Below are 22,844 nucleotides of genomic sequence, written 5' to 3' on the forward strand. Positions count from 1 at the left end.
GGACAGCAGCCATCGTGCTCGACGTGAACTTCTTCGACCAGCTCAAGATCGGCCTGGCCACCGCGGACGACATCCGTACGTGGAGCCACGGCGAGGTCAAGAAGCCGGAGACCATCAACTACCGCACGCTCAAGCCTGAGCGTGACGGCCTCTTCTGTGAAAAGATCTTCGGTCCCACCCGGGACTGGGAGTGCTACTGCGGCAAGTACAAGCGCGTGCGCTTCAAGGGCATCATCTGTGAGCGCTGCGGCGTCGAGGTGACCCGATCCAAGGTCCGCCGCGAGCGGATGGGCCACATCGAGCTCGCCGCTCCGGTGACGCACATCTGGTACTTCAAGGGCGTTCCGTCGCGCTTGGGTTACCTGCTCGACCTGGCCCCGAAGGACCTCGAGAAGGTCATCTACTTCGCGGCCTACATGATCACCTCGGTCGACCAGGATGCTCGCCACCGCGACCTCCCTGACCTGGAGACCAAGATCGGTCTGCAGCGCCAGAACATCGAGAAGCGCCGCGACTCGGGTCTCGAGGACCGCACCAAGAAGCTCGAAGAGGACATCGCTGCCCTCGAGGCCGAAGGTGCCAAGGCCGACCAGCGCCGCAAGGTGCGCGACGGTGCCGAGCGCGAGCTCAAGCAGCTCCGTGACCGCGCCCAGCGCGAGCTGGACCGCCTCGACGAGGTCTGGAGCACGTTCAAGACCCTCAAAGTGCAGGACCTCATGGGTGACGAGGTTCTCTACCGCGAGATGAAGAACTGGTTCGGCAAGTACTTCGAAGGCCACATGGGCGCCACGGCGATCCAGAAGCGCCTGCAGAGCTTCGACATCGAGGCCGAGGTCGAGTCGCTGCGCGAGACCATTGCCACCGGCAAGGGCCAGCGCAAGGTTCGGGCGCTCAAGCGCCTCAAGGTCGTCGACGCATTCCGCAAGACCGGCAACAAGCCCGAGGGCATGGTCCTCGACGCCGTTCCGGTCATCCCGCCGGACCTGCGCCCGATGGTGCAGCTCGACGGTGGCCGCTTCGCGACCTCCGACCTCAACGACCTCTACCGCCGCGTCATCAACCGGAACAACCGCCTCAAGCGGCTCCTGGACCTCGGCGCGCCGGAGATCATCGTCAACAACGAGAAGCGGATGCTCCAGGAGGCCGTCGACTCGCTGTTCGACAACGGTCGCCGTGGTCGTCCCGTCACCGGCCCGGGCAACCGGCCGCTGAAGTCGCTGTCCGACATGCTCAAGGGCAAGCAGGGTCGTTTCCGTCAGAACCTGCTCGGCAAGCGCGTGGACTACTCGGGCCGTTCGGTCATCGTGTCGGGTCCGCAGCTCAAGCTGCACCAGTGCGGTCTGCCCAAGCAGATGGCGCTCGAGCTCTTCAAGCCGTTCGTGATGAAGCGCCTCGTCGACCTGTCGCACGCGCAGAACATCAAGTCCGCCAAGCGGATGGTCGAGCGCGGCCGCCCGGTCGTGTGGGACGTCCTCGAAGAGGTCATCACCGAGCACCCCGTGCTGCTGAACCGTGCGCCCACGCTGCACCGTCTCGGCATCCAGGCGTTCGAGCCCCAGCTGATCGAGGGCAAGGCCATCCAGATCCACCCGCTCGTCTGCACCGCGTTCAACGCGGACTTCGACGGTGACCAGATGGCGGTGCACCTGCCGCTGTCGGCCGAGGCCCAGGCCGAGGCGCGGATCCTGATGCTCTCGACCAACAACATCCTGAAGCCGTCGGACGGCCGTCCGGTGACCATGCCTACCCAGGACATGATCATCGGCCTGTTCTTCATGACGACCGAGCGTCCCGGTTCCATCGGCGAAGGCCGGGTGTTCTCCTCGCAGGCCGAGGCGATCATGGCCTACGACCGCAACGAGATCGCGCTGCAGAGCATGGTCCGGATCCGCCTCACCGACGTTGTCGTCGATGGTGTGGAGCCGGGCGAGCGTGTGCTGCTCGAGACCACGCTGGGTCGCACGCTGTTCAACGACACGCTGCCGGCCGACTACCCGTACGTGAACGAGGAAGTGGGCAAGAAGCGCCTCGGCTCGATCGTCAACGACCTCGCCGAGCGTTACGGCAAGGTCGAGGTTGCTGCCTCGCTGGACGCGCTCAAGGACACGGGCTTCCACTGGGCGACCCGCTCCGGCGTGACCGTCTCGATCGACGACGTCGTCACCCCGGACAACAAGATCGAGATCCTGTCGGTCTTCGAGGAGAAGGCCGCCAAGATCCAGACGCAGTTCGAGCGCGGTCTGGTGACCGACGACGAGCGTCGTCAGGAGCTCATCGAGATCTGGACCGAAGCCGGCAAGAAGGTCGGAGACGCGATGGAGGACGCCTTCAAGTCCCAGCCGTCGAACCCGATCTACATGCAGGTCTACTCGGGTGCCTCCGGTAACTTCAACCAGATCCGCCAGGTCGGTGCCATGCGTGGTCTGGTGGCCAACCCGAAGGGCGAGATCATCCCGCGCCCGATCAAGGCCAACTTCCGCGAGGGCCTGTCCGTGCTGGAGTACTTCATCTCCACGCACGGTGCCCGCAAGGGTCTGGCCGACACGGCGCTTCGTACGGCCGACTCGGGTTACCTCACGCGTCGTCTGGTCGACGTGTCGCAGGACGTCATCATCCGTGAAGACGACTGTGGCACCGAGCGTGGTCTGTCGAAGGTCATCGGTGTGCGTAACGAGGACGGTGTGGTCGTCAAGGACGACAACGCCGAAACCGCTGCCTACGCCCGCAGCGCGGCCACCGAGATCGCCCACCCGACCACCGGCGAAGTCCTCGCCGCGGGCGGCGACGACCTGGGCGACGTCAAGATCGCCGAGTTGATCGCGGCCGGCATCACTGACGTCGTGGTTCGTTCGGTGCTGACCTGTGACGCCAAGACCGGTACCTGCGCGAAGTGCTACGGCCGTTCGCTGGCCACCGGCAAGCTCGTCGACATCGGTGAGGCCGTCGGCATCATCGCGGCCCAGTCGATCGGTGAGCCCGGCACGCAGCTGACGATGCGTACCTTCCACACCGGTGGTGTGGCCTCCGCAAGCGACATCACGCAGGGTCTTCCCCGCGTGGTCGAGCTCTTCGAGGCGCGGACCCCCAAGGGTCTGACCCACATCTCCGAGGCCGCTGGCCGTGTGGAGATCGAGGACACCGACAAGAGCCGCAAGGTCCTGGTCACCCCCGATGACGGCGCCGATGTCATCGAGTACGTCGTGAGCCGTCGCTCGCGTCTGCTCGTTGCCGATGGTGACCACATCGAGGTCGGCCAGCCCCTCACGGTCGGTACGCCTGACCCGAAGGAGGTGCTCCGCATCCTCGGTGTTCGCCGTACGCAGCAGCACCTCGTCGACGAGGTCCAGGAGGTCTACCGGAGCCAGGGTGTGTCGATCCACGACAAGCACATCGAGATCATCGTGCGGCAGATGCTGCGCCGGGTCACGGTGCTCGAGTCGGGCGAGACCAACCTGCTCCCCTCGGACCTGGTGGACCGCGCGAAGTTCGAGACCGAGAACCGTCGCGTCGTCTCCGAGGGCGGCAAGCCGGCCTCGGGTCGTCCGGAGCTGATGGGTATCACGAAGGCGTCGCTCGCGACCGAGTCGTGGCTGTCGGCGGCCTCCTTCCAGGAGACCACCCGGGTGCTCACCGACGCCGCGATCAACGGCCGCTCCGACAGCCTCCGTGGCCTGAAGGAGAACGTGATCATCGGAAAGCTCATCCCGGCCGGTACCGGTCTGGAGCGCTACCGCAACATCCGTGTCGAGCCGACCGAGGAGGCGCGCGCCGCGGCGTACGCCGTCACGGGCTACGAGTCGTACGACTACGAGTTCGGCAACGCCGGGGGCCAGGCTGTCGCCCTCGACGACTTCGACTTTGGTTCCTACCAGAGCTGATCGCACCAGCATCGAGGCCCTCCCGAGTTCGCTCGGGAGGGCCTCGTGCCGTTTTGCGTGGGTGGTGGGTTGGGCGCCTTCGGCGCCTGCCGACAGACCGTCGCCGGCTTAGGAGCGGGTCCCGACGTCGGCGTCGGGCCTTGGGCGTGTGGGTTGCGGTTCTGTTTTGACGACGCCGACGGCGGGACCCGAAGCGCCGGCGACGGTCTGTCGTCCTGCGCCGAAGGCGCTCAGGTGCCCGGTTAGCATCGCCGGATGCCTTTGCCCTCGGAGATCGTTGACTTCACCTCGCCGCCGGCGCCACCTGGCGCTGATCCTTGGGTGGATGGGGCAACTCCGGAGACCGGCATCACCCTGGCGTCGTACGACGACCGGTGGCCGGGTGACTTCGAGCGGATCGGGGCGCTGGTCCGTGGGGCGCTCGGGTGGCGGGCGTTGCAGGTCGAGCATGTGGGGTCGACGTCCGTGGTGGGCCTTCCTGCGAAGCCGATCATCGACGTGGACCTGGTCGTGGCTGATTCGGGGGCCGAGGGCGGCTATGTGCCGGCGCTCGTGGCGGCGGGTTTTGTGTTGCGGGTGCGTGAGCCGTGGGCGTGGGGGCACCGGATGCTGCGGCACGAGGAGCCGCGCTGCAACCTGCACGTCTGGGGGCCTGCGGCTCCGGAACCGGTGCGGCACAGGTTGTTCCGGGACTGGCTGCGGGGCAACCCCGATGATCTCGCGCGGTACCGCGACGCCAAGGTCGAGGCAGCGGAGGCGGCGAATGCCGCGGGCGAACACACCATGCAGTACAACGCCCGGAAGCAGGCGGTGATTCGGGAGATCTACGACCGCGCGTTCCGGGCGGCGGGCCTGCTGGACACCTGACGGACCCGTACGCCCTCGTGTTGCCGCGTCCTGAGACAATCGGGGGGTGAGCGACAACACCGCGATGAGCACCGACGTCCTCGTCGTGGGCGCGGGCCCGGCTGGATCGGCTGCGGCCGCGTGGGCGGCTCGTGCGGGCGCCGACGTACTGCTGGCGGACGCAGCGATCTTCCCGCGCGACAAGACCTGCGGTGACGGCCTGACGCCCCGCGCGATCGGGGAACTGGACCGCCTCGGTCTGCGTGACTGGGTGCGCTCGCACACGGTCAACCAGGGCCTGCGTGCGCACGGCTTCGGGCGGACGCTGCACCTGCCCTGGCCGGGCGGCAACCTCCCCAACTGGGGGAGCGCGGTGCCGCGTACCGAACTCGACGACCACCTGCGCACGACGGCCCTGAAGTCCGGTGCCACCGCTCTGGACGGCGCCCGTGCGGTCGACGTACGCATGGACGGGGATCGGGTGGCCTCGGTCCTGTTCAAGGACGGTCGCGAAGTCGCCTGCAAGAAGCTGATCGTCGCTGACGGTGTGCGTTCCCCGCTGGGCAAGGTGTTGGGCCGTGAGTGGCACCGCGACACCGTCTACGGCGTCGCCGGCCGCGCCTACGTCACCTCCACCCGGGCCGACGACCCGTGGATCAGTTCGCACCTCGAGTTGCGTGGCGAGGAGAACGAGATCCTGTCCGGCTACGGCTGGATCTTCCCGCTCGGCAAGGAGAGCGGCGAGGTCAACCTCGGTGCCGGCACGCTGGCCACGGCCAAGCGTCCGACCGACGTGGCGATCAAGCCGTTGATGAAGCTGTACGCCGACCGGCTCCGTCAGGAGTTCGGACTCGGCGACGAACTGCGTGCCCCGACGTCGGCCCTGCTGCCGATGGGTGGGGCGGTGTCGAATGTCGCCGGCCGCAACTGGGCGCTGATCGGCGACGCCGCCGCCTGCGTGAACCCGCTCAACGGGGAGGGGATCGACTACGGCCTCGAGACCGGCCGGGTGATCGCGGAACTGCTGGCCGACACGCCCGACATCGACCTCAGCCAGGCGTGGCCGGCGCTGCTGCGCGAGCACTACGGCGAGTCGTTCTCCGTCGCCCGTCGTCTCGCGGGCCTCGTGACGGTGCCGCGCCTGCTGCCGGCCCTCGGCCCCATCGGGATGCGCTCGGACCTGCTGATGACGCTCGCGCTGCGCTGGATGGGCAACCTGGTGACCGACGAGGACCGCGACCGCTCCGCGCGCGTGTGGCGCTGGGCCGGTCGTCGCTCCTTGGCCCGCGACGCCCGTCCCCCGTTCTCCTGAAGCGCGAGTTGGGGTTTCTGACCGGCGAGTTGTGCCTTGTCGACGCGTCGTACGACGACAAACCCCAAGTCGCGCGCGACAAACCCCAAGTCGCCGGTGACAAACCCCAACTCGGCGGTGGCTAGGGTGGTGGACATGGGTCAGCGGGTGCAGCGGTTGGCGGCCTACGCCGTGATCGTTCGCGACGACCAGATCCTGCTCTCGCGGCTGTCGGAGAAGGTGACCACGAAGGAACTGTGGTCCCTGCCCGGCGGCGGCGTCGACCACGGCGAGGACCCGCGCGACGCAGTGGTCCGCGAGGTCTACGAGGAAGCCGGGCTGCGGGTCGAGGTCGACCTCACTGCGCACGTCTTCTCCCTGCATGTCGCCGACTCGTGGCGCCGCGGTCGCCGCGTCGATGCCCACTCCGTGCGGATCGTCTACGAAGGCTGGGTGCCGGCGGATTCGCCGAAGCCCCGCGTCACCGAGGTCGACGGCTCGACCGCAGAGGCGGCCTGGAAGCCGATCGCCGAGGTGCTCGACGGCACGGTGCCGACGGTCGGCCTCGTGAACGAGGCCCTGGCGTCGTACCAGATCAGGCAGCGGCAGCGGGCCGCCGCCTACGCGTACGTCGTCCGCGACCACGCCATCCTGCTCACCCGCACGTCCGACCTGGCGCCCGATCCGGGCACCTGGCACCTGCCCGGTGGCGGCATCGATCACGGCGAGACGCCGGCCGCCACGGTGGTCCGCGAACTGTGGGAGGAATGTGGACTCGAGGGCGAGGCCGGCGAGCTGCTGACCGTGCTCGACCACCACTTCACCGGTACGGCGCCGAACGGGCGTGCCGAGGACTTCCACGCCATCGGCATCATCTACCGCGCCACGGTCGGCGCCGGGGAGCCGCGGGTCGTCGAAGAGGGCGGTACGACGGACGCGGTGGCCTGGGTGCCGTTGGCCGACATCGCCGCCGGGAAGCTGAAGGTCTACGGATCAGTGCGTGCCGCAATCGCCGCCGCAGGCGACGCCTGACCTGCTAGCGTCGCGACCCTCGGTGCCCCTTGGGGAGGGGATCGGAGAGGTTTGTGCGGTTCATCAGTCGGGCCCTGCTCGCGGTCGTTCTCGGTTGCGCGACCTCGCTGGTCGCCCTGACCGGTACGGCGGTCGCCGCGCCGTCCGTCACGATCGCGTCACTCACGGTGCTGCCGCAGGCCGGTGGTGAGCTGGTCCTGTGGGGCCAGGCGCCGACCGACGGGCTCCCCGCGGCGATCCAGGGCCGGATCTCGGGCCAGGAATGGCATCCGGTGACGGCCACCGTCACGGCCGACGGGAGCACCTGGTTCGCCACCGTTCCGCTGACCACCGCCCCCTACGACCGCGGCGGGTACTTCTACCTGCGGGCGGTCCGGCCCGCGACGGGGGACCAGGCGGCCGTCACTTCGGACCCGTTCGGTGTCTTCATCCTCGGGCCGGGCAATCCGCCGTTCACGACGGTCACCTTGCCGACGACGACGGGCACGCACGCGGTGGGGTCGCTGCTGCGAGCCAGCGCGGGGATCTGGACGCCCACGCCAGCCAACCTGGGGTTCCGGTGGAACCGGGACGGTGTCTGGACCGGCGCTGCCGGGTCGACGTACGTCGTCAAGGCCGAGGACCTGGGCCACCGCCTGACGGTGACCGCCATCGGGTTCCCGAAGACGGCCACCACGCTGACCTACCGTGACAGCCGTCCGACGGGACGGGTGGTGCCGGGGACGTTCACGGCACCGCCTCCGGAGATCGTCGGACGGGCAGCCGTCGGGGCCGACCTGCGGGTCGAGTTCGCGGGTTGGAGCCCAGCCCCCACGTCGACGGCCTACCAGTGGCGGCGCAATGGGCAGCCCATCGCGGGCGCCACCGGCGGGACGTACGTCGTCGCGGGGGAGGACGCTGGACGCTCCCTGACCGTCGCCGTCCATGCGGAGGCCCCCGGAGTCGCGGCCACCGATGTGGTGAGTGCGGCCCTGGCGGTGCCGGCCGTGACACCACCCGAGACCACGTTCGCCGAACTGATGGCGCCCGCCGCGACCACTCCCTGGCCGACCACGCAGGTCAAGCACACCGCTGGTCTGGTTGCGCCGGCCTGGACCAGCACGGTCCGGACCCGTTGGGATGCGCCGGGCGCGTTCACCCACGCCCAGGTGCCCAAGCCGGCCTTCACCCTCTCGAGCGTCGCCTACGGGCAGGACTGGGCCAGGGCGGCCCTGGGCGCGGAGTACCCCGGCACGAATGCCTCCCTCAAGAACGCCGACGTGAGCTTCACGGTCACTGCCCGGCGCTTCGCCATCGCCTACCAGGGCACCCGGACGATGGACGCCATGGTGTGGGTCGACGGGCGCCCGGTCGCGGCGCAGCCGATCCCCAGCCAGAGCCCGACCACGGGGTACGCCCCGAACTGGATCACCATCGAACTCCCGGAGCGCAAGACCGTCACCGTCCGCTTCGCCGGGCCGATCATCTTCACCGGCGTCGACGCGCCCGCGGCCGACAACGTGATCGTGCGAGCAGCCGCACCTCGGCTGACCGTCGGGGTCCTCTCGGACTCGTTCTTCGACGTCTGCAGCGAGGCCCTCTGTCACAGCCGGGCGGCTGCCCCGACGCTCAGCACCCGCACCGGTTTCCGGGTCTGGAACCTGGCCGAGGCGGGCACGGGCTACCTGTCACCGTCGTCCGGACCGACGTACGGGGAGTACCGGCCCGGGGTGTTCGGGTCGACGCGGCGCCTGGAAGCGATTGCGGCCGCGCCGATCGACGTACTGCTGGTCAACGGGTCGATCAATGACGCGTCCGCGCCGACGTACTCGGCGACGGCGCACGCGGACGCGGTCAACCGGTTCCTGACCGATGTGGCGCGGATCCGTCCCGACCTGCCCGTCGTGCTGGTCGGCATCGAACCGCTGGGGATCTGGCAGACGGCCTCCTGGGACACCAAGGCCCGGGCGATGACGGCGAATCTCGCCGCCACGGTGGGGCGTCATCAGAACGTCGTCGGCTTCATCGATCCCTACACGGACCGGTGGTTCACCGGGACGGGCTCGATCGTGAGTCCGAAGGGCGACGGCAACCAGGACCGGTACATCGGCACGGACGGGGTGCACCCCAGCGCAGCCGGGGTCGCGTACTACGTCGACCGCATCGTCGCCGAACTCGGACCGATGTCCGTCCCGCGCCCGGACTGAGACGCCGTCGAGGCCTCCTGCCGAACCTTCGGGCCATGCCTTAACGTGCATCGGGTGAGCGAACAGATCTTCACCTACGCCGCGCCGGCCCTGAAGTTCGGCCGCGGCGCCGCCGCCGAGATCGGGTACGACGTCCGCGGCTGGGGCGCGAAGCGGGTCCTGCTGGTGACCGATGCCGGGGTGGCCGCCGCCGGACACCCCGACACCGTGGCCGAGTCGCTGCGTGGCCACGGCCTCGAGGTGGTCATCTTCGACCGTGCGCGCGTCGAGCCGACCGATGTCTCGCTGGAGGAGGCGGTGGCGTTCGCCCGTGCCGAGGGGCCGTTCGACGCGGTCGTGGCGGTGGGCGGAGGCTCGGCGATCGACACCGCGAAGGCGGTCGCGCTGCTGGTGACCAACCCCGGCGAGTTGATGGACTACGTCAACGCACCGGTCGGCAAGGCCCGCGCCCCCGAGCAGCCCGTCCTCCCGCTGGTGGCCGTGCCCACGACCACCGGCACGGGCAGCGAGTCGACCACGATCTGCGTGATGGACGTGCTGGCACTCAAGGTGAAGACCGGGATCAGTCACGCGGCGCTCCGCCCGAAGCTCGCGGTCGTCGACCCGACCTTCTCGGCGACCCAGCCGGCTGGCGTCGTAGCGGCTGCGGGGATGGACATCCTCTGCCACGCGCTGGAGAGCTACACCGCCCGCTGGTACGGCGACTTCGCGGCCAAGAGCCCCGAGCAGCGGGTGCCCTACTGCGGGTCCAACCCGATCGCGGACCTGTGGTCCGAACGCGCGCTGGGTCTGTTGGCCACGGCGTTCCGGGCCGCCGTACGACGGGATCTGGAGGGTGCGGATGCGGCCGAGGCTGCCGACCAGATGGCCCTGGCTGCGACCTTCGCGGGCCTCGGATTCGGCAACGCCGGCGTCCACATCCCGCACGCCAACGCCTACCCGATCGCGGGTCGGGTGCGGGACTTCCGGCCCGCGGACTACCCCGACGACGAGCCGATGGTGCCGCACGGGATGGCGGTCTCGCTGACGGCGCCCGAGGCGTTCCGGTTCACGTTCGACGCGGCCCCGGAGCGCCACCTGCGGGCGGCGCGACTGCTCGATCCGGCCGCCGAGGGCAACGGTCCCGAGGTGCTCCCGGCCGTTCTTGCCCGCCTGATGCAGGACATCGGCATCCCCAACGGACTGGCCGAGGTGGGCTACGGCGAGGGCGACGTCGACAACCTCGTGGACGGCGCCCTGCAGCAGCAACGCCTGCTCGCGACCGCCCCGAAGGACGTCACCGGCGAGGACTTGGCCGGCATCATCCGGTCTTCCCTGTCGCACTGGTGAGGCTCCGGGGGGCTCGCCCCTCTACGATCAAGCAGTGAACCCGCGCCACCGTCGACTCATCATTCCGGCCGCGCTGGTGATCCTGTTGCTGATCGTGGTGCTGGCGGCGTTGTGAGCAGCACGACCGCGTCCCTCGAAACCGGGTTGGCCCGCGTCGCGGAGGACCTGCTGTCCGAGCGCCTGATCCGCGCGGTCGGGTCGGGGCGCCGTCGTACGGCGGTGCCGCCGTGGCGACGCGTCGAACTGCGCTGGGTGGACCTCAAGGCCGGCCGCAGCCTCCAGATCGTGCGGTACGACGCCACCCAGGCCCACACCGCGAACCACCTCGCCGGGGAGGCCGCCCGTTCCGCGGTCGACACCCTGCTGGCCGAACCCTTCGGCAACTGGACGGTCGAGACCACCGAGCACGAACTGACCCTGCGGGTGACGAAGAAGGGCGACGCGGCCCTGCACGAACGGGCCTCGGCGGTCTCGACAGGCTCGACCAACGACGTGGACCACAGCCACGACCGCGCCAAGGAGCGGATGCTCCCGGCCGACGACCCGGTGTTCGCTGCCCTCGGCATGACCGACGGGCAGGGCCGGATCAAGCCCAGCCGGATGGCGAAGTACCGCCAGGTCGAGGACTTCCTGCGGATCCTGGACCGTTCGGTCGCCGACGCCCGCGCGAAGGGACACCTGCGCAAGCCGACCGAGGACAAGCCGCTCCACGTCGTCGACCTCGGCTGCGGCAACGGCTACCTCACCTTCGCTGCGCACCGGATGTTGTCGGGGCGCAGCGGTCTGCCGGTCCGGCTGACCGGTGTGGACGTGAAGGAGCAGTCCCGCGACCACAACGCATCGGTCGCTGCGAAGCTCGGGATCGACGCCGAGTTCGTCGCCGGCACCATCGGCGACGTCGCGCTCACGACACCACCGGATGTCGTGCTCGCGCTGCACGCCTGCGACACCGCCACCGACGACGCCCTCGCCCGGGCCGTCGCCTGGGAGGCACCGCTGGTGCTCGCTGCGCCCTGCTGCCATCACGACATCGCGGCCCAGCTCCGTCGTACGCCCGCCCCGGCGCCGTACTCCGCCCTCGTCCGCGACGGCATCCTGCGCGAACGGTTCGCCGACACCCTCACCGACGCGCTGCGCTCGCTGCTGCTGCGCCAGCAGGGCTACCGCGTCGACGTGATGGAGTTCGTCGATAGCCAGCACACCCCGCGCAACACCCTGCTGCGGGCGATCCGCACCGGCGAGGCTCAGGGCTCCGCCGTCGCGGAGTACGACGACCTGGTGGCCACGTGGGCGATCCAGCCGCGTCTCGGTGAACTGCTCGGCCACGCTCCCACGCGCGAGGCCTGACCTGCATGGAGAAGCTGCTCCTGCTGGCGCTGCCCTTCGGCATCGGCTTCCTGATGCCGGGTGCTGCGGCTGAACCGGTGCCCGGCGCCGTCGTCTTCAGCTACACCGATCCCGACATCGTCGAGTCGAGCGGACTCGTCGCCCGTGACGACCTGGTGGTCACGGTCAATGACTCGGGCGACAGCAACCGAATCTTCACGGTCGACCCGACCACCGGCGACACCGTCGGCGTGACCCGCTGGCAGGGCGATGCCCGCGACATCGAGGCGCTCGCCCCGGCCGGCAACGGCGAGGTCTACGTCGGCGACATCGGTGACAACGAGGCCAAGCGCGGCGAGATCGAGATCGCGCGCGTGCCCTTCGGTCGCGGCAACCAGGCGGTCGACGCGGCGACGTACGACCTGGTCTATCCCGACGGCCCGCACGACGCGGAGTCCTTGCTGGTGCACCCGAAGACCGGGCAGGTGTTCGTGGTGGCCAAGGAGTTCATCGGCCGGCTCTACGCGGCTCCGGAGGACCTGAAGGAGACGGGCCGCAACGAACTGACCGCAGTCGACGAGGTGCTTGGCATCGCGACCGACGGCGCGTTCTTCCCCGACGGCGAGCACCTGGTGCTCCGCAACTACGGGCAGGCTGCGGTCTACACGTGGCCGGACCTCGACCGGGTCGCGATGGTCGACCTCCCGTCCCAGCAGCAGGGCGAGGGGATCGCGGTCAGTGAGTCGGGTGAAGTGCTGATCGGCTCCGAGGGTGCGCACTCCGAGGTGCTCCGGGTGGAGGTGCCGATCGACGAGCCGACGGATGAGTCCCCCGCACCCACGCCGACCCCTGACTCGTCGAGCGAGGCCGTCCCGGTGACGGCCGCCGACGACCGCTCGCTGTGGCCGTGGGCACTCGGCGGCGTTGCCGGTGTGGCGATCATCGCCGTCCTGCTGCGGTCGCTGCGGCCGCGGCCATGACCGAGCACGTCTTCACCGCTGAACTCTGGCGCTGGGCCGCCAAGGACGAGGAGAAGAGCGGCGCCTGGTTCTTCGTCAGCCTGCCCTTCGAGGCGTCCGATGCGATCGAGGCAGAGGCGGTGCCCGGCAAGGGGTTCGGGAGCGTGAAGGTCGAGGTGACCATCGGCTCGACCACGTGGCGGACCTCGGTGTTCCCCAGTGCGGAGGAGAAGACCTACGTGCTGCCGATCAAGAAGGCGGTACGGACGGCCGAGGGCCTCGACGAGGGTGGCTCGTGCCGCGTGCAGGTGCGGACTGTCTGATCGGTGCCGGTGCCGCCCCACCGTCAAAGATCGCACCTGCGTGGGATGTCGCACGCCCTGTCGGCCCGTTTCGCTGTTGAAACGCCACCCAGGTGCGATCTTTCACGCCGCCCATCGGGACGAAGTCCCTATTCTGGTGACCGATCGTCACCCTTGGCCGACTGGCGTCGTTGTTCAGCTACCGAACCCCCGGTACTGCTGAAAGGAGACGACCATGCCGTTCGAACTCACCTCCGCGTTCCTCCTGATGGTCCTCGCGTGCTTCTGCGCCGTCTCCCTGCTGCGGTCGGGCCCCCGGGTCCAGGCTGCCGGCCCGGACGTCGAGGAGTGGCGCTCCGCCGCCCTCGAGCACTTCCACCAGCACAAGGACCTCGAGCGCACCGTCGCCCAGGTCCTCGCCACCCCGGGTGCCGTCTCCGGCCGCGCCCGCTCTGAACTCGTCGCCGCGGTGGGCCTGCGCGTCGACACCTTCGCCTGACTCCCAAAACGACTTCAGGTCATCTCCGCGTGGGGGAGATGACCTGAAGTCGTTTTTCGGCAGTTCGTCAGAGCTGGCCGACCACGTAGTCGACGGACGCGGTGAGCAACTCGATGTCCGAGGCGTCGATCGCCGGGTACATCGCGACGCGGAGCTGGTTGCGGCCCAGCTTGCGGTACGGCTCGGTGTCGACGATGCCGTTGGCGCGCAGCGCCTTGGCGATCGACGAGGCGTCGATGTTGTCGTCGAAGTCGATGGTGCCGATCACGAGCGAGCGGTCCTCGGCGTTGGCGACGTACGGCGTCGTGTACGACGTCTTCTCGGCCCAGCCGTAGAGCGCGTCCGAGGAGGCGGTGGTCCGCTCGACCATGCCCTTGAGGCTGCCGTTGGCGTTCATCCAGTCCAGCTGCTCGGCCATCAGGAAGAAGGTCGCGATGGACGGGGTGTTGTAGGTCTGGTTGAGGCGCGAGTTCTCGACCGCGGTCTGCAGGTCGAAGAACGCGGGGATGAAGCGGCCCGAAGCCTTGATCTCCTCGACGCGGGCCAGGGCCTTCGGCGACATGATCGCGAACCAGATGCCGCCGTCCGAGGCGAAGCACTTCTGCGGCGCGAAGTAGTAGACGTCGACCTCGTTCAGGTCGACCGGCAGGCCGCCGGCGCCCGAGGTGGCGTCGATCAGGACCAGCGCGTCGTCGGCGATGCCCGCGGGGCGGATGACCGGCGCCATCACGGCGGTCGAGGTCTCGTTGTGCGCCCAGCCGTAGACGTCGATGCCGTCCTCGGCGACCGAGACCGGGCGCGAACCCGGGTCGGCCTTGATGATCGAGGGCGCCTGGAGCCACGGAGCGTCCGCGGCGGCCTTGGCGAACTTCGACGAGAACTCGCCGAAGGTCAGGTGCTGCGACTTCTCGCGGATCAGACCGAAGGTGGCGATGTCCCAGAACGCGGTCGCGCCGCCGTTGCCGAAGACGACCTCGTAGCCCTCGGGCAGGTCGAAGAACGTGCCGAGGCCGTCGCGCACGCGACCGACGGTGTTCTTCACGGCCGCCTGGCGGTGCGAGGTGCCCATCAGGGACGTGCCGGTCGCAGCAAGGGCGTCGAGGGCGCCGGGAGCGATCTTCGAGGGGCCGGCGCCGAAGCGGCCGTCCACGGGCTTGATGTCGGCGGGGATCACGATCGCGTCAGTCACGAGTTCAACCTTCTCATCAGAGTGAGCGGAGGGGCAGGCTGACGACGCTGTCAGAGATGGCTCCAGTGTGACAGCCGCATCACACCGGTGATAAATCATTAGCCGTCATGGACCACGATCTGGAGCTGCGCGCCGTCGGCTACGACCACCCCGATGCCGTCGCGCTGGTCGCCCGGGTCCAGCTGGAGTACGCCGAGCGCTACGGCTCCCCGGACGAAGGCGCCGTGGACCTGCGCGAGTTCGACGCACCCAACGGCCTCTTCCTGGTCGGGTACGACGACCGCCAGACGCCGGTCGTGACCGGCGCCTGGCGGCGATCCTCCGAGCAGGCCCTGGGGGCGACCAACGCAGCGGAGTTGAAGCGGATGTACGTCGTACCCGAGGCTCGTGGCCGGGGTTTCGCCCGCCGGATCCTCGCGGAACTGGAAGCGACGGCTGCGGCGGCCGGCCACGATGCCCTCCTGCTCGGGACCGGGACGATGCAGCCCGAGGCGATCGCGCTGTACCTCAGTGAGGGCTACGAGGAGATCCCCGTGTTCGGCTTCTACGCGGGCCACGTGCTCGCCCGGTCCTACGGCAAGCGGATCAGGTGACGTCGCGGCGTCGTACCAGGGCGAGGCTGAGGACCACGGCCAGCACGATGTAGACGGCCACCGTGATCGCGGCCTGACCGGCCGGAACGGTGTCCAGGACACCCGGCGTCCCGTCGCCGGACCCGACGCCGACGATCGAACCGATCAGCGAACCGGCCGACGTACCGGGCATGAACTCGGTCAGCGTCTCGACCCAGCCGAGCAGCGTCCCGACACCGCGCAGCAGGTTCTCGATCACCAGCGCCCAGACCAGGCCGAGGCCGACGGAGAGCGCCGGGCCACGGGCCACGGTGCCGAGGGCGAAGCCGAGGACGGCCCACATCTCCAGGACCAGGAAGCCGGCACCGAATGCCTCGGCCACCGAGCCGAACGACGGCATCACGACGTCCTGTCCCTCGCTGGCGGTGATCAGCAGCGAGATGCTCAGGTCGAGGCCGAGGGTGACCACGAGCGTGCCCACGACAACCGCGGTCAGGGCGCTGACCGAGCCGATCACGGCCGGGCCGCGGCGCACGCCCTGGGAGAACAGCGTCTTCCAGGTGCCCCAGCCGTAGCCGTTCCCGGCCACCAGCGCGCCGAGCACCATCATCAGCGCACCGCCGAACATCGGCATTCCCTGCAGGAACACATCGGGTACGGCGTCCGGCAGCATCCGCGCCAGTTGCTCGGCCTGGGTGGTGCCCTCGTCGGCGAAGCCCGGGTCGCCGCTCGTGTAGGAGAGGTACGTGAATAAGTAGCCGAACATCACGCTCAGCGCGAGCCAGGCGCCGAGCGTGATCCACGCGGCCGGCCAGGCACGCAGTCGCATCAGTTCCGCGCGGGTGCTGTGCAGGGTTGCCGTCAACAGGCCCGTCGTTGCGGGCGCGGCGGTGCTGGTCGTCGTACTCATGACACGGACTCCTTGGTGGTCATCTCGAAGAAGACCTCTTCGAGGCTGCGCTCGGCAGCGGTGATTTCGTGGACGTCGGCGCCGGCGGTGACCAGGGCACGGATCACGTCGGGGGCGCGGTCGGGGGAGAGGCTGAGCAGCAGGGCGCCGTCGTCGGTACGACGGACACCGTCGTCGCCGGCCATCCGCATCGCGACCGCCAGCGCGTCGGCTTCCGGGGTGGCTCGGACCCGCAGCGAGATGCCGCCGCGAAGGTCGGCGACGGTGGACTCGCGCAGCAGGCGACCGCCGTTGATGACACCGACGCGGTGGCAGATCTCCTGCACCTCGGCCAGCAGGTGGCTGGACAGAAGAACGGTCTGGCCGCCGCGGGCGAGCTCGACGATCAGCGCTCGCATGTCGGCCATGCCGGCCGGGTCGAGGCCGTTGGTGGGCTCGTCGAGGACGATCAGCTCCGGGTCACCCATCAGCGCAGCAGCGACGCCGAGGCGCTGCTTCATGCCGAGCGAGTAGCCCTTGAACTTGTCCTCGCCCCGGTCGACCAGGTCGACGCGTTCGAGGACCCGCTCGACCTCGGTCTCCGCGAAGCCGCGGTGCCGAGCGAGGGTGCGCAGGTTCGCGCGGCCGGAGAGGTACGGATAGAAGCCGGGCCCTTCGATCAGCGCACCCACGGAGGTCGCGGCGTGTGGCTTGTCGGAGGGGCGGCCCAGGATGGTGGCCGATCCGGACGTGGGCCGGATCAGACCGAGCATCATCCGCAGCGTGGTCGTCTTGCCGGCCCCGTTCGGGCCGAGGAAGCCGTAGACCTCGCCGCGCTGCACCGTCATGCTGACGCCGTCGACGGCCAGTCGGTCGCCGTACCGCTTGGTCAGCGCATCGGTGGTGACCACCGGGTTCAGGTTCGTTTCCATGACTCCAACTCTGCGGTGCCGGAGCCGTTCACGCGTCCGCTGGCAGGCGGTCGCTGCGTACGCAGTTCTGCGTACGGCGATGCTGCCTGTCGTCGTACGACGACGGGGGCGGATCCCTCTAGCCTCGGAGCATGACCTCAGCACCCACCCCTGCCCTCACCGCGAGCCTGCGGGTGTGGCCGTGGGTGCTGACCGCGTTGCTGTTCGTCGGTACGGCGGCCGCGAACCAGGCGATCGGATCGCCGGGCCCGGTGCCCGTGGCCGTCCTGCTCGCCACGGCCGCGATGTTGCCGACGGTGGTGCCGGGCTTCGCGCACCGCTGGGGGGTGCCGGCGGGTGCGCTCCTGCTGACCTCGGGTGCCTTCACTGCTGTGTACTTCGCGGCGGGCTACTCCGACGGCCCGATCTTCCTGGCCCTGCCGGCCGTCACGTTCGTGGTGGCGATCAGTACGCCGGTCGCGGGCTGGATCCGCTGGGCGGTGCCGGCCCTCGTGCTGGTCGCGCTCGGCCTCGCCGGTCGCTGGGCGTGGTGGGAGCGGGATGCGGGCCACCAGCACTTCTGGCAGGCCGTGGGGGCGGTGGCCATCGTGGCCGCCACCGGTGCGATCGCAACCGCGGCACGCAGTCGGATGGACGCCCACACCGAACGGGTCGGCCGTGCCGCGACCGAGGAACGACTCCGGATGGCGCAGGACCTGCACGACGGCGTCGGCCACGGACTGGCCGTGATCGCCATGCAGGCCGGTGTCGCGCTGCACGTGCTCGACCGCGATCCGGTCGCGGCGCGGGAGAGCCTGGAAGCGATCCGGGCGACGAGCAAGGAAGCGCTGGACGCGCTGCGGTCCGAGCTGGCCACCATCGCGGGGGAGCCGGCGCCGCGTCGCCCGGCCGCTGGCCTCGACGCGATCCCCGCCCTGATCGATCGGGTGCGTTCGGCAGGGCTTGCCGTTGACGTCGTCGGTGACCCGGGTGACCTGCCCGCCGCATCGGGGGCGGCCGCCTACGGCGTCGTCCAGGAGGCGTTGACCAACGTGCTCCGCCATGCCGGGGCTTCATGGGCCCAGGTGGCCTGGGCGCAGCAACCCGAGTTCGTGGTGTTGTCGGTGACCGACGACGGTCGCGGGGGAGACGTGCAGGATGAGGGCATGGGCATCAGCGGCATGCGCGCACGGGTCGAGGGGATCGGCGGCGGCCTCCACGTCGGGCCCCACGCCAACGGCGGCTTCCAGGTTGTCGCGGATCTCCCCGCATGAGTACGCCGATCCGGGTCGCGTTGATCGACGACCAGCCGCTGGTGCGGATGGGTCTGGCGACCCTGATCGCGTCCGAGGCCGACCTCGAGCTCGCGGGGGAGGCCGCCGACGGGCGCGAAGGCCTGTCTCTGCTGCGTCGCACACTGCCGGACGTCGTACTCTGCGACATCCGGATGCCGGTGCTCGACGGACTGGCCCTGCTCGCCGAGGTCGCGTCGGATCCTGCTCTCGCCGGGGTCAAGGTGGTCATGCTGACGACCTTCGAGCTGGACGAGTACGTCTTCGAAGCGCTGCGCAACGGCGCCAGCGGCTTCCTGCTCAAGGACGCCGAGCCGGTCGCTCTGCTCGACGCGATCCGCGTGGTGGCCGAGGGCGGTTCATTGCTGGCCCCGTCCGTCACGCGTCGCGTGATCGAGCACTTCGGATCGAGCCGAGCCGAGAGCCCGCACCCGCGCCTGGGCGAGCTGACCGAGCGCGAGCGCGAGATCCTCGGCTGGGTCGCCACCGGGCGTTCCAACGGAGAGATCGCCGCCGAACTCGTGGTCAGCCCCGACACCGTCCGCACCCACGTCAGCCGCGCGATGGTGAAGCTGCAGGCCCGCGACCGCGCCCAGCTCGTGGTGTTCGCGATCGAATCGGGACTGCGCCGCTGACCTCGCGGGTCAGCAGGGTGAGGAGGGCAGGGGGGCGGAGGTGTCGAGCACACCGCCGAGGGTGAGGGTCCGCAACAGGGCCGGTCCTCCCGGTCGCCCCCACCAGTTGTGGCGCGCGGAGACGTCGTACCTCACCACGTTGGCCGCCAGCAGGCCGCCCACCAGGCAGTTCTGCCCGATGCTGCCGAGCGGTCCGCCGCCGATGTCGATGACCGGGGTGCGCGTCGTACCCAGGTCCTCGGCGGAGAAGTCGGCGATCCCCGAGCCCAGCCCGCCGGCCCGCGAGAGGTCGGTGCGCTGCACCTTGACCGACAGCTTCTCGAGCGCAGTGAAGTTGCGGATGCCGATGTTGGCGCCGCGGTTGTCAGTGATCGTCGATCCGTCGACCGTGGCGGTGATCTCCGTGGTCGGTCCTTTGCCGTTGACGACGTTGCTGCCCAGGGACAGGCCGTTGTTCGCGCAGCGCCGCAGCACGCTGTCGCGCACGGCCAGCCGGATGGTGTTGCGTGCCCCGAGGCTTCCGGCGAGCACGCAGTCGCCGTTGTTGAACGGGAGTACGACGGTGTTGCCGATGCCCGTGGAACGCTCGGCCGTCACCCGTTCGAGCGTCATCGTCATCACGGCGTCGGTGCCGAGGCCCCCGTGTTCGATGACGTCGCCGGGTGAGCCCGAGAACGAACTGTCCTGGACCAGCACGTCCAGCCGCGCGCCTGAGCCCATGGTCACCGCTTCGAGGCCGTTGGCCGAGAAGCCGCCCCAGCCGTGCTCGTTCGTGTACGTGTTGTGGGTGACCGTCGCCGTCAGTTGGGCCGGTCCGACCGCGTTGAGGAAGACGCCCTCGGAGTCGGCGCCCTCGACCGCGAGATTGAGGTCGTCGGGGTTGCCGAGCAGCGCTTGCGTGTTGCGGTGAACGAGACCCCGGAGCCGGGCCGAGTCGCGCGCCTGGAGGCCGATGGCGAGCACCGAGCGGAAGTCCTTGCCCTGACGCAGGGAGCGGACGGTGTTGTCGGTGATGGTCGCCGTACCCGTGGCCGTTCCGGAAAGGCGTACGTCGATGCCATCTCCACACATCGCGTCGTGCACCAGGTTCCCGGTGATGCTCACGGCGACGTCCTGTCGGCTGGAGGCGTCGACCATGATGCCGGCCCAGCCGTTCTGCAGCCCGTTCGCGATCGGGATCCCGATGCCGGGGAGGTTGGTGGGCGCCATGAAGGGCGGGATCAGGTAGCCGTCGATGCAGTCGGCGTTCTGTCCGGAGACGTCGTTGCCCGCGATGTGCACCCCGGTCACGTCGACGCCGTAGACGGCGCCGCGGCGCGCGCCGGTGAAGCGCAGGTTGGCGACGGTGGTCCCGTCGGCGAGCCGGACGGCGTCCCCCGCCAACCGGGTGGTCGTGTTGGTGAGCCGCGGGGCCGTCGTACCTGCGGTCCACACGGAGGGTCCGGAGCCCTGGAGGGTCTGGCCCGACTTGAGCTGGATGCCGCCGTCCAGGACCCCGCCTGAGGGCAGGACGACGATCGTGTCGCCGGCTCGTGAGGCGCTCTCCGCCTGGGTGAGCGAACCGAACGGCTGGGTGGCGGTGCCGGCGGAGGTCGTGGCGCCTGCCTTCACGTACCAGGTGCCCACGGCCGGCGCGGCCGGGCCGGCGGTCGTCCAGCCCGTGACCAGCAGCCCCGTCGTCAGGACACCGGTTGCGGCGGTCGCAACAGCTACCCGGAGCCTGCTCACCGGAGCAGCCCGGCGCAGTTGCTCGGCGCAGGCTTCCCGGCGAACCGGGCGCGGAGATAGCCGATCGCTCCCGGGACGCCGAGCACGATCTCGGTGAGGTGCTCGCCGAGCAGCTTGACGTCCTGCTGGACGGCGACGCCGCCCCGACAGTAGTTGCGGAGCGCGTCCTTCGCGGGTCCGATCGGAGCGAACTCGTCCAGGAGCGTGTGGTACTCGTACACCGGTGCGGTCGGAGTTCCCGCACGATGGCGCGGACTGTTCTCACGCAGCATCGCGGCCACGGCCGGGGTGTCGAGGGCGTTCGGGATGCTCTCGATGTCACGCATCCGCAGGAACGGGCGCCGCGGGACGGCGTCGAACAGGCAGTCGTCCCGCATCGTCTCGAAGAGCTGCCGGCCGAGCGGGTTGAGGTACTGCTGGATGCCGATCGCGGGATAGGCCCGGTCGAAGCCGTGCATGCCCATCGGGATCGCTCCGCCGGCGATGCTGCCGTCGAATGCATCGATGGTCGCCCGGACGTCGCCGAGCAGTCCCCCGAGGACCACGGCCCGCATCGGCAGCTCCGGGGCATAGGCACCCTGGAGCTGCGCCGCGTTGGCCGTGGCGAACGCTCCTCCCGAGTAGCCCCAGATCGCGACGGGTGCGTCGCGCAGCCCGGCAGCGGTGAACTGGCGGGCTGCGCGGAGGCCGTCGAGGACGGCCTTCGCGGCGACGTCGGCGACGAGGAACTGCGACTGCATGCCTTCGTAGTCCGGCACCGACACGGCCCAGCCCTGGAGCAGGGCGGTGACGATGATCGGAGTCTCCGAATAGGAACCGGTCAGGCCGCCCTGGCCACCGGCGGTCAGCGCGTACGACGGTGCGCAGCGAGTCGAGACGCCGTCCTCGGCGGTCTGGTACGAGACCAGGGGGCGCGTGCCCGGACCGCTCCACGGAGCCGTCGGCACGATCACCGTCGTCACGGTGACGGTCGGCGTCCCGACGCGGTCGGAGGTCCGGTAGACGAGTTGCCACGCAGCGGCGGGCACGGGCACCTCGAACGCCTTGACCTGGACCTTCCGTGACGCGATCACCTCGCCCGGTCGGTACGACGCCAGGTCGGCCGGCGCAGCGAAGAAGGGATCGTCCTCGGGGAGGGGCACGGGCTCGGCCATGGCGACAGGGGGAAGCAGGACGACAGCGATGAGAACCGCAAGCAGCTCGCAAAGCGAAATGATGGTCTTTCGCATGATCGGAGCGTAGGTGGCATCCGGGCGGCCAGCCAGATGCCTTTTCGGATGGCTTTTCAGATCGGCGTCGCGTCGCCCGTCAGCAGGTGGACGGCGAGTGCGCACAACTGGTCCTCGAGCCGTTCGGCCGGCGCCCGCTTGCGCTGGAGCATCCAGTCATGGACCACGACGTTGATGGCACCGCTCAGGGACAGGGCAAGGAAGTGGAAGTCCCGCTGGTCGATCTCGCGTCGGGCGACTCCCTGGCGTCCCTCCTCCTCGACGAGCGCCACGATGGTCGCCCGGAAGTCGAGCCGCTTCTGCTCCACCCGCGGGCTGACGCCGACGATCTCCACGAACGCGATCCGGGCGGTCCGGGGATCGGCGAGCACAGGTCGGAGGTAGGCACGGACGGCGGCGTCGATGCGCCGCCGGAAGTCCTCGCCCTCGGTCGTGGCGAGGGACTGGGCGACCGCGTCGTAGGCCTCGGCGGTGATGGCTCCGTAGAGGTCGAGGAGGAGGTCCTCCTTGCAGCTGAACTGTTGGTAGAAGTGCCGGGTGGAGACCGATGCGGTCGAGCAGAGCCGGTCGATCGAGATCGCCTGGTAGCCGTGGGTGCCGAACAGGTCGAGGGCTGCTGCCCTCAGGCGCACCAGGCGACTGTGGTCGCGTTCTTCGGCCGACTGGCCGCCGTACCGTCGAGCTGAAGTGGTCTCCATCGGGCGCCTCCCTGTTCCGAGGTCGACGCTATCCGAAAAGGTGCCCTGTCGGA

The 22,844-nt window shown here is 69.7% G+C and carries 19 protein-coding genes; 13 read left to right on the forward strand and 6 right to left on the reverse strand.

From position 1 onward, the window contains the following. Positions 1-14 precede the first annotated feature (14 nt). The 10 genes from HRC28_RS05565 to HRC28_RS05610 all read left to right on the forward strand — a co-directional run bounded on the left by HRC28_RS05565 (position 15) and on the right by HRC28_RS05610 (position 13,648). Positions 15-3,878 (forward strand): DNA-directed RNA polymerase subunit beta', encoded by a 3,864-nt coding sequence (locus HRC28_RS05565; RefSeq protein WP_182379158.1) that lies wholly within the window; start codon positions 15-17, stop codon positions 3,876-3,878. Between the two features lie 255 nt (positions 3,879-4,133). Then, a complete protein-coding gene (locus HRC28_RS05570; protein ID WP_182379159.1) occupies positions 4,134-4,745 on the forward strand; it encodes a GrpB family protein in 612 nt (203 codons plus the stop codon). 46 nt (positions 4,746-4,791) lie between these two features. Then, complete coding sequence (locus HRC28_RS05575; protein ID WP_272902669.1) at positions 4,792-6,036, forward strand: geranylgeranyl reductase family protein; 1,245 nt, start codon at positions 4,792-4,794, stop codon at positions 6,034-6,036. A gap of 135 nt (positions 6,037-6,171) precedes the next feature. After that, a complete protein-coding gene (locus HRC28_RS05580) occupies positions 6,172-7,047 on the forward strand; it encodes an NUDIX domain-containing protein (protein ID WP_182379160.1) in 876 nt (291 codons plus the stop codon). 53 nt (positions 7,048-7,100) lie between these two features. After that, the gene (locus HRC28_RS05585) at positions 7,101-9,233 is read left to right on the forward strand and encodes an SGNH/GDSL hydrolase family protein (RefSeq protein ID WP_182379161.1); all 2,133 of its coding nucleotides are present in this window, start codon (positions 7,101-7,103) and stop codon (positions 9,231-9,233) included. Between the two features lie 54 nt (positions 9,234-9,287). Next, a complete protein-coding gene (locus HRC28_RS05590) occupies positions 9,288-10,562 on the forward strand; it encodes a hydroxyacid-oxoacid transhydrogenase (RefSeq protein WP_182379162.1) in 1,275 nt (424 codons plus the stop codon). Positions 10,563-10,673: 111 nt separating this feature from the next. Next, positions 10,674-11,909, forward strand: a complete 1,236-nt coding sequence (locus tag HRC28_RS05595) for an SAM-dependent methyltransferase (protein WP_182379163.1) — start codon at positions 10,674-10,676, stop codon at positions 11,907-11,909. Between the two features lie 5 nt (positions 11,910-11,914). Beyond that, complete coding sequence (locus tag HRC28_RS05600) at positions 11,915-12,868, forward strand: WD40 repeat domain-containing protein (RefSeq protein ID WP_182379164.1); 954 nt, start codon at positions 11,915-11,917, stop codon at positions 12,866-12,868. Continuing rightward, on the forward strand, positions 12,865-13,170 hold the full coding sequence (locus tag HRC28_RS05605) for a DUF1905 domain-containing protein (RefSeq protein ID WP_182379165.1): 306 nt from the start codon (positions 12,865-12,867) through the stop codon (positions 13,168-13,170). The genes HRC28_RS05600 and HRC28_RS05605 overlap by 4 nt, the downstream gene beginning before the upstream one ends. A 214-nt stretch (positions 13,171-13,384) precedes the next feature. Then, the gene (locus HRC28_RS05610; RefSeq protein WP_182379166.1) at positions 13,385-13,648 is read left to right on the forward strand and encodes a hypothetical protein; all 264 of its coding nucleotides are present in this window, start codon (positions 13,385-13,387) and stop codon (positions 13,646-13,648) included. 67 nt (positions 13,649-13,715) lie between these two features. Here HRC28_RS05610 and serC read toward each other — a convergent pair whose 3' ends face one another. Continuing rightward, entirely contained in the window at positions 13,716-14,837 is a 1,122-nt protein-coding gene (gene serC / locus HRC28_RS05615) for a phosphoserine transaminase (RefSeq protein WP_182379167.1), read from the reverse strand. Positions 14,838-14,944: 107 nt separating this feature from the next. Between serC and HRC28_RS05620 the strand changes: the two genes are divergently transcribed. Continuing rightward, a complete protein-coding gene (locus HRC28_RS05620; protein WP_182379168.1) occupies positions 14,945-15,430 on the forward strand; it encodes a GNAT family N-acetyltransferase in 486 nt (161 codons plus the stop codon). Here HRC28_RS05620 and HRC28_RS05625 read toward each other — a convergent pair. Together HRC28_RS05625 and HRC28_RS05630 are read right to left on the reverse strand one after the other, a co-directional pair. Continuing rightward, a complete protein-coding gene (locus tag HRC28_RS05625) occupies positions 15,423-16,319 on the reverse strand; it encodes an ABC transporter permease subunit (protein WP_182379169.1) in 897 nt (298 codons plus the stop codon). The two genes, HRC28_RS05620 and HRC28_RS05625, sit on opposite strands and share 8 nt — an antisense overlap. Further along, positions 16,316-17,230 (reverse strand): ABC transporter ATP-binding protein, encoded by a 915-nt coding sequence (locus HRC28_RS05630; RefSeq protein ID WP_182379170.1) that lies wholly within the window; start codon positions 17,228-17,230, stop codon positions 16,316-16,318. Before HRC28_RS05630 ends, HRC28_RS05625 begins: the two co-directional genes overlap by 4 nt. A 131-nt stretch (positions 17,231-17,361) precedes the next feature. On the opposite strand from HRC28_RS05630, the gene HRC28_RS05635 reads away from it, so the two are divergent. Further along, positions 17,362-18,483, forward strand: coding sequence for a sensor histidine kinase (locus HRC28_RS05635; RefSeq protein WP_182379171.1), 1,122 nt, complete (start codon positions 17,362-17,364; stop codon positions 18,481-18,483). Further along, positions 18,480-19,136: a response regulator transcription factor gene (locus HRC28_RS05640; RefSeq protein WP_182379172.1), complete on the forward strand. Its 657-nt coding sequence runs from the start codon at positions 18,480-18,482 to the stop codon at positions 19,134-19,136. The genes HRC28_RS05635 and HRC28_RS05640 overlap by 4 nt, the downstream gene beginning before the upstream one ends. Before the next feature lie 9 nt (positions 19,137-19,145). Here the strand turns inward: HRC28_RS05640 and HRC28_RS05645 are convergent, their stop codons facing one another. The 3 genes from HRC28_RS05645 to HRC28_RS05655 are packed head-to-tail and all read right to left on the reverse strand — an operon-like array spanning position 19,146 to position 22,791. Beyond that, entirely contained in the window at positions 19,146-20,864 is a 1,719-nt protein-coding gene (locus HRC28_RS05645) for a hypothetical protein (protein WP_182379173.1), read from the reverse strand. After that, positions 20,861-22,093, reverse strand: a complete 1,233-nt coding sequence (locus HRC28_RS05650) for a lipase family protein (protein ID WP_182379174.1) — start codon at positions 22,091-22,093, stop codon at positions 20,861-20,863. The genes HRC28_RS05645 and HRC28_RS05650 overlap by 4 nt, the downstream gene beginning before the upstream one ends. Positions 22,094-22,149: 56 nt before the next feature. Further along, positions 22,150-22,791 carry a TetR/AcrR family transcriptional regulator gene (locus tag HRC28_RS05655; protein ID WP_182379175.1) on the reverse strand — a complete coding sequence of 214 codons (642 nt, stop codon included), beginning with the start codon at positions 22,789-22,791 and terminating at the stop codon, positions 22,150-22,152. Positions 22,792-22,844: the final 53 nt, after the last annotated feature.

This window comes from Nocardioides sp. WS12 (genome assembly GCF_014108865.1).
GTDB lineage: Bacteria > Actinomycetota > Actinomycetes > Propionibacteriales > Nocardioidaceae > Nocardioides.